Origin of the sequence: Streptomyces sp. WM6372 (assembly GCF_001279655.1) — a bacterium.
GTDB lineage: Bacteria > Actinomycetota > Actinomycetes > Streptomycetales > Streptomycetaceae > Streptomyces.
Window position 1 is genome coordinate 24,316 of record NZ_LGDB01000235.1, and the last position, 9,622, is coordinate 33,937.

8 protein-coding genes are annotated in these 9,622 nt (G+C 75.1%); 7 read left to right on the forward strand and 1 reads right to left on the reverse strand.

Annotated elements, in window-relative coordinates:
- Positions 1–35: 35 nt before the first annotated feature.
- The 5 genes from ADK52_RS35030 to ADK52_RS35050 all read left to right on the forward strand — a co-directional run bounded on the left by ADK52_RS35030 (position 36) and on the right by ADK52_RS35050 (position 4,283).
- Positions 36–1,043 (forward strand): Zn-ribbon domain-containing OB-fold protein, encoded by a 1,008-nt coding sequence (locus ADK52_RS35030; protein ID WP_053693894.1) that lies wholly within the window; start codon positions 36–38, stop codon positions 1,041–1,043.
- Positions 1,043–2,116 (forward strand): thiolase domain-containing protein, encoded by a 1,074-nt coding sequence (locus ADK52_RS35035; RefSeq protein ID WP_053693895.1) that lies wholly within the window; start codon positions 1,043–1,045, stop codon positions 2,114–2,116. The genes ADK52_RS35030 and ADK52_RS35035 overlap by 1 nt, the downstream gene beginning before the upstream one ends.
- Positions 2,113–3,288, forward strand: a complete 1,176-nt coding sequence (locus tag ADK52_RS35040; RefSeq protein ID WP_053693896.1) for a thiolase domain-containing protein — start codon at positions 2,113–2,115, stop codon at positions 3,286–3,288. Before ADK52_RS35035 ends, ADK52_RS35040 begins: the two co-directional genes overlap by 4 nt.
- Before the next feature lie 153 nt (positions 3,289–3,441).
- A complete protein-coding gene (locus ADK52_RS35045; protein WP_107090249.1) occupies positions 3,442–3,672 on the forward strand; it encodes a DUF397 domain-containing protein in 231 nt (76 codons plus the stop codon).
- Between the two features lie 125 nt (positions 3,673–3,797).
- A complete protein-coding gene (locus ADK52_RS35050) occupies positions 3,798–4,283 on the forward strand; it encodes a hypothetical protein (RefSeq protein ID WP_053693898.1) in 486 nt (161 codons plus the stop codon).
- Here ADK52_RS35050 and ADK52_RS35055 read toward each other — a convergent pair.
- Positions 4,277–5,476, reverse strand: coding sequence for a low temperature requirement protein A (locus ADK52_RS35055; RefSeq protein ID WP_053693899.1), 1,200 nt, complete (start codon positions 5,474–5,476; stop codon positions 4,277–4,279). The genes ADK52_RS35050 and ADK52_RS35055 overlap by 7 nt on opposite strands.
- Positions 5,477–5,502: 26 nt before the next feature.
- Here ADK52_RS35055 and ADK52_RS35060 point away from each other — a divergent pair, with 26 nt between their 5' ends.
- Together ADK52_RS35060 and ADK52_RS35065 are read left to right on the forward strand one after the other, a co-directional pair.
- Complete coding sequence (locus ADK52_RS35060) at positions 5,503–5,907, forward strand: ACT domain-containing protein (RefSeq protein ID WP_053693900.1); 405 nt, start codon at positions 5,503–5,505, stop codon at positions 5,905–5,907.
- A gap of 159 nt (positions 5,908–6,066) precedes the next feature.
- Entirely contained in the window at positions 6,067–8,970 is a 2,904-nt protein-coding gene (locus ADK52_RS35065) for an ATP-binding protein (RefSeq protein WP_078988833.1), read from the forward strand.
- Positions 8,971–9,622 lie beyond the last annotated feature (652 nt).

A 9,622-nucleotide genomic window follows, 5' to 3' on the forward strand; every position in this document is an offset into this window, starting at 1 on the left:
GCCGTTCGGAACACCAGAACATCGGAGAGACAGCCATGACACCCGCCGCGTCCCCGCCAGAGGTGCTGCGCGCGCCCCTGGTCGTCGAGTTCCCGTTCACCCGCTCCCTCGGGCCCGTCCAGAGCGCCTTCCTCACCGGGCTGCGCGAGCGCGTCGTCCTCGGCGTCAAGACCGCCGACGGCAAGGTGATGGTCCCGCCCGTCGAGTACGACCCCGTCACCGCCGAGGAGATCCGCGAACTCGTCGAGGTCGGTGCCACCGGAACCGTCACCACCTGGGCCTGGAACGGCTCCCCGCGCCCGAACCAGCCGCTCGGCACCCCCTTCGCCTGGGTCCTGGTCCGCCTCGACGGCGCCGACACCGCGATCCTGCACGCCCTCGACGCCCCCGGCCCCGAGGCCGTCCGCACCGGCATGCGGGTACGGATCCGCTGGGCGGACGAGCGCGGCGGAGCCATCACCGACATCGCCTGCTTCGAACCCCACGACGCCGCGGAAGGCGTGGAAGCCACGGAGGCCGCGGAGGCCGCGGCAACGGCGGAGGCCGCGCAAGCGGCCCCGCACGACGGGCAGTTCGCCGACGCCGTCACCGGCATCGTCGCCGCCGCCCGCCTCGACTACACGTACAGCCCCGGCCGCGCCCAGACCGCGTACATCAACGCGCTCGCCGAGCGGCGGACCGTCGGCGAGCGCTGCCCCTCCTGCCACAAGGTGTACGTACCGCCGCGCGGCGCCTGCCCGACCTGCGGGGTGGCCACCACCGAGCAGGTCGAGGTCGGCCCGGCCGGCACCGTCACGACGTACTGCATCGTCAACATCAAGGCCAAGAACCTGGACATCGAAGTCCCGTACGTCTACGCCCACATCGCCCTCGACGGCGCCGACCTCGCCCTGCACGGCCGGATCGGCGGCATCCCCTACGACCAGGTCCGCATGGGCCTGCGCGTCGAACCCGTGTGGACCGAGGGCGGCCGCCACCCCGACCACTACCGCCCCACCGGCGAGCCGGACGCCGACTACGACGCGTACAAGGAGCTCATCTGATGCCCACGACGAGCAGGTACGCGCGGGACGTGGCCGTCGTGGCCTTCGCGCAGAGCGACCACCTGCGCCGCAGCGACGAACTCAGCGAAGTCGAGATGGTCATGCCGGTCCTGCACCGGGTGCTCGCCCAGACCGGTCTGAAGGCCGGCGAGATCGGCTTCACCTGCTCCGGATCCAGCGACTACCTCGCCGGCCGGGCCTTCTCCTTCACCATGACCCTCGACGGGGTCGGCGCCTGGCCGCCGATCTCCGAGTCGCACGTCGAGATGGACGGCGCCTGGGCCCTGTACGAGGCCTGGGTCAAGATCCAGACCGGCGAGGCCGACACCGCGCTGGTCTACTCGTACGGGAAGTCCTCCCCGGGATCCGTACGGGACGTCCTGACCCGGCAGCTCGACCCCTACTACCTCGCTCCGCTCTGGCCCGACTCGGTGGCCCTGGCCGCCCTCCAGGCCCAGGCGCTGATCGACGCGGGGGAGACCGACGAGGGCGCCCTCGCGGCCATCGGCGCCCGCAGCCGGGCCGCCGCCGAGGCCAACCCGCACGCCCAGCTCCGCGGCGACGCCGTCCCGCAGGGCGGCTACCAGGTCCGGCCGCTGCGTACGGGAGACTGCCCGCCCATCGGCGACGGAGTGGCGGCCGTCATCCTCGCGGCGGGCGACACCGCGCGGCGGCTGTGCGCGCGCCCCGCCTGGATCACCGGCATCGACCACCGCATCGAGGCGCACGGCCTGGGCCTGCGCGACCTCACCGACTCCCCGTCCACCCGGATCGCCGCCGAGCACGCGGGCGTGTTCGACGCCCCGGTGGACACCGCCGAACTGCACGCGCCCTTCTCCTCCCAGGAGGTCGTCCTCCGCAAGGCGCTGGGACTCGGCGGGGACGACGTCGTGGTCAATCCCTCCGGCGGGGCGCTCGCCGCGAACCCGGTCATGGCCGCCGGTCTCATCCGGATCGGCGAGGCAGCAGCCCGGATCCACCGCGGCGAGTCCGACCGGGCCGTCGCGCACGCCACCTCCGGCCCCTGCCTCCAGCAGAACCTGGTCGCCGTCCTGGAAGGGGAACCCGCATGACGCGTACGGGAAAGGAGCCGGTCGCCGTCGTCGGCATCGGCCAGACCAAGCACGTCGCCGCCCGCCACGACGTCTCCCTCGCCGGCCTCGTGCGCGAGGCCGCGCTGCGCGCCCTCGCCGACGCCGAGCTGACCTGGGCGGACATCGACGCGGTCGTCATCGGCAAGGCACCCGACTTCTTCGAGGGCGTGATGATGCCGGAGCTGTACCTGGCGGACGCCCTCGGGGCGGTCGGCAAGCCCATGCTCCGCGTCCACACGGCCGGTTCGGTCGGCGGCTCCACGGCCCTCGTCGCCTCCCACCTCGTCGCCGCCCGGGTCCACCGCACCGTCCTGACCCTGGCGTTCGAGAAGCAGTCCGAGTCCAACGCCATGTGGGGCCTGTCGCTGCCCGTTCCGTTCCAGCAGCCGCTGCTGGCGGGGGCCGGCGGGTTCTTCGCCCCGCACGTGCGCGCGTACATGCGGCGCACCGGCGCGCCCGACACGGTCGGCTCGCTCGTCGCGTACAAGGACCGCCGCAACGCGCTGAAGAACCCGTACGCGCACCTGCACGAGCACGACATCACCCTGGAGAAGGTCCAGGCCTCGCCGATGCTCTGGGACCCGATCCGGTACTCCGAGACCTGCCCCTCCTCGGACGGGGCCTGCGCGATGATCCTCACCGACCGCGAGGGCGCGGCCCGTTCGCCGCGGCCGCCGGCCTGGGTGCACGGCGGGGCGATGCGCAGCGAGCCGACCCTCTTCGCGGGCAAGGACTTCGTGTCGCCGCAGGCGGGCAAGGACTGCGCGGCCGACGTCTACCGGCAGGCCGGGATCACCGATCCGCGGCGGGAGATCGACGCGGTGGAGATGTACGTGCCGTTCTCCTGGTACGAGCCGATGTGGCTGGAGAACCTCGGCTTCGCGGAGGAGGGGGAGGGCTGGAAGCTCACCGAGGCGGGGGTCACCGAACTCGACGGCGACCTCCCGGTGAACCCGTCGGGCGGGGTGCTGTCCACCAACCCGATCGGCGCCTCGGGCATGATCCGCTTCGCGGAGGCGGCGCTCCAGGTCCGCGGCCGGGCCGGCGAACACCAGGTCCCGCAAGCCCGCCGGGCCATGGGTCACGCGTACGGCGGCGGCGCGCAGTTCTTCGCGATGTGGCTGGTGGGAGCCGAACCCCCCGCCTCATGAACGGACTCGGACCCCGGAGGCGGGCGCGCGGGGTGGTGCCGGACCGGCCACGGGTGACTCACCGTGGCCTGTGCGGCACCCGCTGCGATGGTTACTCTGGCCCCCGGACGACGTACCGGGAGTACCGGGAGGAGCACGCACGTGGCCGAGAGCATGACTTCACAGCCCCTGGCAGCCGGCTGGGGCAAGCCGGACCTCGATCTCAGCGGGGCGGACTGGCAGTCGAGCAGCCGGGGGGCGGGCGACGTCCAGATCGCCTTCGTCGAGGGGTTCATCGCGATGCGCAACAGCGAACACCCCGAGAGCCCCTCGCTGATCTTCGCGCCCGACGAGTGGCGCAAGTTCGTACTGGGCGCGAGGGGCGGCGAGTTCGACCTGACGTAGCCGGCGATCGGTGCCCCCGGAGCCCGCGCCGGCCGCGGGCCCGCGGGCCCGGCTCCCGAACCCCCTTGCACCCCGCGGAGCGCCCCTGCACCATGGGGGCATGACGATCATCCGCCGAAAGGGCGATGCCGCGTAGACGGCCCGGCGCGCTGCGCGCCGAACGAGGAACGTACGAGGACCGCCGCCCGCCCGCCTGGGCCTGGCAACTGCCCTCCGTGGACCGGCTCCCGCCCGCCGCCGCGGCCGCGGTCCACTGGGCCCGGCCCGGCCGGGGCGACGAGGTCGCGGAGCTGCTGACCCGGTACCGGGCCTTCTTGCGCCGACCCGGCAGCCTCCTGCTGGCGGCCCCGTCCTCCTGCCCGGCCTGCCCCGGCTGCGCGCGCGACGACGTCGCCGTCGTCCGGGACGAACTGGCCGACCTCCACCGCACCCTGCCGCCCGCCGCCCGTACCGCGCTGGGCCGTGTCCTGCACGGCCTGGACGCGGAGTTCCGCCGGCGCACCCTCCCCGAACCGGACCCGCCCGCCGGCCGGTGGGCCGACTGGAGCGGCCGGCCCCGCGCCTGGTGGCACCGCCGGATCTACGAGAACGGGGGCCGGGAGTTTTACTGAGGCGTGGGCGGTGGCGTCGGGGGCGTCCGCGGGAGCCGCTCCACCACCACCCGCGGCCATGCCGCCGCCAGCACCAGCAGCCACACCAGTTGTACGGCCGCCGCCCCCCGGGCCACCGCCCCCGCCACCAGTACGACGGCCAGCGGCGGCCCCACCAGCAGCAGAACCTCCCGCCTCGCGCGACCCGAGCCGGCCGCCGCCACCCCCGCGATCGCCAGGTACACCGCGCCGCTCCCGCAGAGCAGCCACCGCACCGACCCCGGAACCGGGTGGTCCGTGTACTCCACCGCGTCGCCGAGCGCCGCCGCCAGCGCCGCCACCGAGCCCGCGACGAAGCAGTGCAGCGGCAGGACCAGTCGTACCGGAAGGACGTCCCACGCCAGCAGCGGCACCCCCTCCGCCCCGTGCCGCAGCGACAGCGACCACAGCAGGAGCAGCAGCAGGAACGCGCCGACGCCCACCCCGTACAGCGCCGCGTCCCACTCCACCACCGAGGCGGCGGCCACCACCTGGGCCACCGCCTCGCCCAGCACGATCAGCTGGAACAGGCCCAGCCGCTCCCCGAGGTGCGGCGCGTCCATCAGCGCCGCCACCGGCTTGGGCGAAGCCCGCCGCCTGCGCGCCTCCTCCCGCGCGTACTGCGCGTCCACCCGGGCGGCCAGGCGCGCGCCGGACACGGAGAACATCACCGCCAGGTCGATGGCCAGTCCCAGCGCCCACAGCGCGTACCGGGCCGTCCCGTCGAACCACATCGACACGATCCACGGCGTCAGGCCCAGTCCCAGCTGGGTGATCGGCAGGTCCGGCACGTACTCGCCGCGGCGCTCCCACGCCTTGCCGGCCAGCGATCGCACCAGGATGTACGCCAGAGCGAACGCCCCCGCCCGGTCCTCCCGTACGCCGTGCACCGAAGCCGCCATCACCGCCATGCCGAACATCCCGGCCAGCACCGTCCACGTGCGCGCCTCCTCGCCGCTGACGTTCCCGTACACCGTGAACAGCATCCAGCCCGTCCAGAACGCCAGGAACATCACCGCGTACAGCGCCACATCGGTCCGGCCCGGGCCGCCGTGCAGCAGGTGCGCCAGCTGGGCGACGCCCGCCACCGCCGTCAGATCGAAGAACAGCTCCAGCCAGGAGGCGTGCCGTTCGCCCTCCGAGGGCGCCGACGCTGCAGGCGCGGAATCGGTCATACCGGGATGATAGGTAGGGTGGCGGTATGAGTGGCCAGAGCGACCTGAGAAAACTGCTGAGCGGCATGCGCCCCGAGCTGCACGAGGGGCGGTACGTCTTCTGCACGGTCCCCGGGGCCACCGCGCCCCCGGCCGGAGCCACCCCCGTCGCCACCGTCCTGGAGGCCGAAGGGCTCACCCTCGTCCTGCGCCAGGAGGAAGCCGACGCCGCCGGCCTCGCCTACGACTACACCGCAGGATGGATCACCCTGCGCATCCACTCCGCCCTCGACGCCGTCGGCCTCACCGGAGCCTTCGCCGCCGAGCTCGCCGCGCACGGACTCAGCTGCAACGTCATCGCCGGGTACCACCACGACCACCTCTTCGTGCCCGCCGACCGGGCGGCCGAAGCCGTGGCCGTACTGGAAGAACTGGCAACCCGTTCGATGTAATTGAGACACCGGTAAACGGCCCGGACGCCCGTTTCCGAAGAATCCGATCTTTCTCGGCCGAACCCCTTCCCGCGTGCGTGCGCGGGCGTACGCTGATGCCCCGAACCGGCCTGGGGGGTACCAGCCATGACGGAACGCCCGACCCGCAGACGGCGCAAAATGTTCGAACGCGAGGCCGAACTCGCCACCGTGGACGAGGCCCTGGAGCAGCTCGGCGGCTCCGGTACCGGCTCCGGTACCGGCTCCGGCGACGGCTCCGGTACCGGCATCCGATCCGGTGCCGGCATCCGATCCGGTGCCGGCATCCGATCCGGTGCCGGCTCCGGTCCTGGTGTCGGCACGGGCGGCGGCACCGGCGGCGGCGCAGGCGGCACGCTGCTCGCCTTCTCCGGTCCCGCCGGCCTCGGCAAGACCACCCTCCTCGCCGAAGTGCGCCGCCGCGCCCTCGCCCGCAACTGCACCCTGCTGGCCGCCCGCGGCGGCGAACAGGAGCAGAGCCAGCCCTTCCACGTCGCCCGCCAGCTCATCCAGCCCCACCTGGCCGGCCGCTCCGAGGAGGAACTGCACGCCGCCCTCGGCAGCTGGTACTCCATCGTCGGCCCGGCACTCGGCCTGTGCGCCCCCGAACAGGGCGCCCCGCCCGACCCCCAGGGCCTGCGCGACGGCCTCGACTGGGTCCTCACCCACCTCACCGTGCAGCGCGCCCCCGTCGCCCTCGTCCTCGACGACGCCCACTGGGCCGACCCCGAATCCCTCTCCTGGCTCGCCTCCTTCGCCCCGCGCGCCGAACACCTCCCGCTGCTCCTCGTCGTCGCCTACCGCCCCGAGGAACTCCCGTCCCACGCCGAGGCCTTCCGTACGCTGCCCGGCCGCGCGGGACACCGCCCGCTGGCCCTCGCACCGCTCACCGAGGCCGCCGTCTCCACCCTGGTCCGCGAGGCCGTCGGCGACCACGCCGACGACGCCTTCTGCCGGGAGGCCTGGGCCGTCACCACCGGCAACCCCTTCGAGGCCGTCGAGCTCACCGCCAAGGTCCGCGACAAGGGCCTCGACCCCACCTCGGCCAGCGCCCCGCTGCTGCGCGACCTCGCCGCCGCCCAGCACGGCAGCGGCCTCGTTTCCCGCTTCGAGCGGCTCGGCCCGTCCACCGTCCGCTTCGGCTGGGCCTGCGCCGTCCTCGGCACCGCCATCCCGCAGGAACTCGCCGCCCGGGTCGCCGGGCTCGGCCCCGAGGAGGCCGCCGGAGCCACCGCGCGGCTGCGGGAGGCCCGCATCCTGTCCGGGCCCGGCGAAGAGCGCGACACCGGGCTGGAGTTCGTCCACCCGCTCATCGCCACCGCCCTCTACCGGGCCATCCCCGACGCCCTGCGCGTCGCGCTCCACGGACAGGCCGCCGTGGCCGTCGTCGACGCCGGACTCGGGTCCTCCGCCGCCGCCCGCCACCTGTTGGAGACCCACCCCGAGAACGACCCCTGGGTGGTACGGACCCTGCGCGCGGCCGCCGCCGAGAACCTGCGGGCCGGCGCTCCCGAGGCCGCCCGCCGCCAGCTCGCGCGCGCCCTGCGCGAACCCCCGGACTTCGACGAGCGCGCCGCCGTGCTGTACGAGCTCGGCTGCGCCTCCCTCCTCACCGAGCCGGCCAACACCGTCAACCACCTGCGGGCCGCGCTCGCCGAACCCTTCGACGACCCGGCCCTGCGCCAGGGCATCGTCATCCGGCTCGCCCAGGTCCTCGCCCACAGCGACCGCCTCGCCGACGCCTCGGACGCGCTCGCGCGGGAGATCCCGTACACCCGGGACGTCCGGGCCCGACTGCGCCTGCAGTCCGAGCAGTTCATGTGGGACGCCTTCGACGCCGGCGAGCCCGACTCCCCGGCGCGCTCGCGCCGGCTGGCCCGGCTCGCGGACCGGCTGACCGGCCGCGACCTCACCGAGCGGTACGTCATCGGGCTGCGAGCCTGGGACGCCTGCCTGCGCGGGGAGCCGGTGGACGTGGTCCTGCACCACGCGGTACGCGCCCTGGGCGCGGAGTTCAGCTGGGCGCACGAGGACCGGGGCTTCGAGGTGCCGGTGCTCGCCGCCATGGTCCACATGTACGCGGACCGGCCCGGCCGGGCGGAGGAGCTGTTCGAGGCGGGCACCTCCGAGTTCGAGCGGCAGGGCTGGCGCGGGGCCCACCTGTCGTTCGCGTACAGCCTGCGCGCGTACATCCGTTACCGGCGCGGGCGGCTCGCGCAGGCCGAGGAGCTGGCCCGGGCCGGGTTGCGGCTCGCCGAGCGGGTGGGGCGCGGCACGCCCGTGCACTGGTACGCCATCGCGATCCTCGCCACGACCCTGCTCGCGCGGGGACGGGTGGACGAGGCGTGGGAGCTGGCGCGGGAGCACGCGTTCGGCGAGTCCTTCCCGGCGGCGGTGGTCTTCCCGGACGCGCAGACCGTGTACGCCGAACTGCTGCTGGCCCGCGGCCAGACGAAGGCGGCGGCGGCCGAACTGGAGTCCGTGGACCGCAGGCTGAGCCCGCGCGGCATCCGGAACCCGTCCTGGTGCCCGTGGCAGCTGCACCTGGCCCGGGCCGTGGCGGCGGAGGACCCCGGCCGGGCCAGGGCCCTGGCGGCCGACGCGATCCGGAGGGCCCGCGCCTTCGGCGCCCCGTCGGGGGTGGGGCAGGCGCTGCGGGTGGCGGCGGAGGTGGCGGCTCCGGAGGAACGGGAGGGGCTGCTGCGGGAGGCGGTGGAGCTGCTGTCCGCCTCGCCGGCGGGGTACGAGCTGGCGTGCGCGCTGGCCGCGCTGGGGACGGAGCTCGGCGACGCGGAGCTGCTGGCGCGGGCGGTGGTGACGGCGGGGGAGTGCGGGGCGGACGGCCTCGTGGCGAGTCTGGGCGGCGCCGTGGGGGACGGGGCGTGGGCGGACGGGCCGACGGAGGAGGAGCTCCGGCTGGCGGAGCTGGCGGTACGGGACGCCCCGGCGGCCCGGGGCCGGGACCTGTCCCCGGTGTACCGCAAACTGGGCACGGACCGGGCCGGCCTCGCGGAAGCCCTGGAGGCACACGCGCGCCACCGCTGAAGCCCCCGTGCACGGGCGGGACCCGATCCCGGAGGACGCGGAGGTACGGGGCGGGGGCGGCACGCGGCATGGCAGAAGCCGAAGCCGAAGCCGGAGCCCGCGCCGAACCGGGGCCGGGCCAGCGCCGGCCGTCGGTACGGCCGCGAGGCACGGTCCCCTGGGGTGCGGACCTCGGGGCCGGCGGCGGTGCCCCAAGGCGGGGACCCCGTACGCGGGAGGGGCGCCTCCGAGGCGCGCGGTCCGGGGCCAAGGCCCCCATCCCGGGGTACGGGCCAGGGGTAGGGGCGACGACCCCGGGGTGCGGTCCGGGGCCAAGGCCCCCCGGGGGGTGCGGTCGGGAGGCAGGGGCAGCGACCCCGGAGTGTGGGCCGGGGCAATGCCCCCACCCCGGGGTACGGGCCAGGGGGCAGGGGCCGCGACCCCGGGGGTGCGGACAAGCGGGCAAGGGCCCCCACCCGGGGGTGAGGTCCGGAAAGAGGGGCGGTGACCCCGGGGGTGCGGACAAACGGGCAAGGGCCCCCACCCGGGGGTGAGGTCCGGAGGGGGGCGGCGACCCCGGGGGTGGGGGCCGGGGGCAAGGGCCCCACCCCGGGGCGCGGTCCGGAGGGGGGCGGTGACCCCGGGGTGTGAGCCGGTGCCAATGCCCCTACCC

Coding starts and splice junctions, on each gene's coding strand:
- ADK52_RS35030 (WP_053693894.1), top strand. CDS start 36: ATGACACCCGCCGCGTCCCCGCCAGAGGTGCTGCGCGCGCCCCTGGTC.
- ADK52_RS35035 (WP_053693895.1), top strand. CDS start 1,043: ATGCCCACGACGAGCAGGTACGCGCGGGACGTGGCCGTCGTGGCCTTC.
- ADK52_RS35040 (WP_053693896.1), top strand. CDS start 2,113: ATGACGCGTACGGGAAAGGAGCCGGTCGCCGTCGTCGGCATCGGCCAG.
- ADK52_RS35045 (WP_107090249.1), top strand. CDS start 3,442: ATGACTTCACAGCCCCTGGCAGCCGGCTGGGGCAAGCCGGACCTCGAT.
- ADK52_RS35050 (WP_053693898.1), top strand. CDS start 3,798: ATGCCGCGTAGACGGCCCGGCGCGCTGCGCGCCGAACGAGGAACGTAC.
- ADK52_RS35055 (WP_053693899.1), bottom strand. CDS start 5,476: ATGACCGATTCCGCGCCTGCAGCGTCGGCGCCCTCGGAGGGCGAACGG.
- ADK52_RS35060 (WP_053693900.1), top strand. CDS start 5,503: ATGAGTGGCCAGAGCGACCTGAGAAAACTGCTGAGCGGCATGCGCCCC.
- ADK52_RS35065 (WP_078988833.1), top strand. CDS start 6,067: ATGTTCGAACGCGAGGCCGAACTCGCCACCGTGGACGAGGCCCTGGAG.